Source organism: Hirschia sp. (assembly GCF_058892565.1).
This window is the reverse complement of sequence record NZ_JBZXVU010000057.1, coordinates 1-470: the sequence shown is the minus strand read 5'-3', so window position 1 is coordinate 470 and position 470 is coordinate 1. Positions and strand designations below refer to the sequence as shown.

Below are 470 nucleotides of genomic sequence, written 5' to 3'. Positions count from 1 at the left end.
TTCGACAACTTCTTCAGCCACAGCCTCAACATCATCACCGGCGTCTTCGCCGATCACCACATCAAGTGCAGCCTCTAACTCTTCGCCAAACGCTTCAACGCTTGCGTCAACATCCACATCAAGGATGGCATCATCAGAAAGAACTTCTGCAACCGCGTCCACATCAATGTCGACATCGCCAATTATGGCTTCAACTGGATCAAGATTAACATCCACATCAAGGTCAACAATGTCCTGACCCGCAAGGTCAACATCACCATCCACTGTCAGATCTTCATCTGAAGCGTCTGGATCTGATGGTTCTGAATCTTCCGGTGTTAATAAGTCGGAGAGAACATCTTCGACTGTTTCAACAACGTCTTCGACGACTTCTTCAACCACCTCTTCGACATCATCAGTAATTGGATCAACTACCTCGTCGACGACGTCTTCAACAACCTCTTCGACATCGTCAAGAATTGGATCAACTA

At 47.0% G+C, this 470-nt stretch carries 1 pseudogene; it reads right to left on the bottom strand.

Going from position 1 to position 470, the window contains the following annotated elements:
- Positions 1–470, bottom strand: a pseudogene (locus AC5EF3_RS16130) (hypothetical protein); the annotation flags it as partial.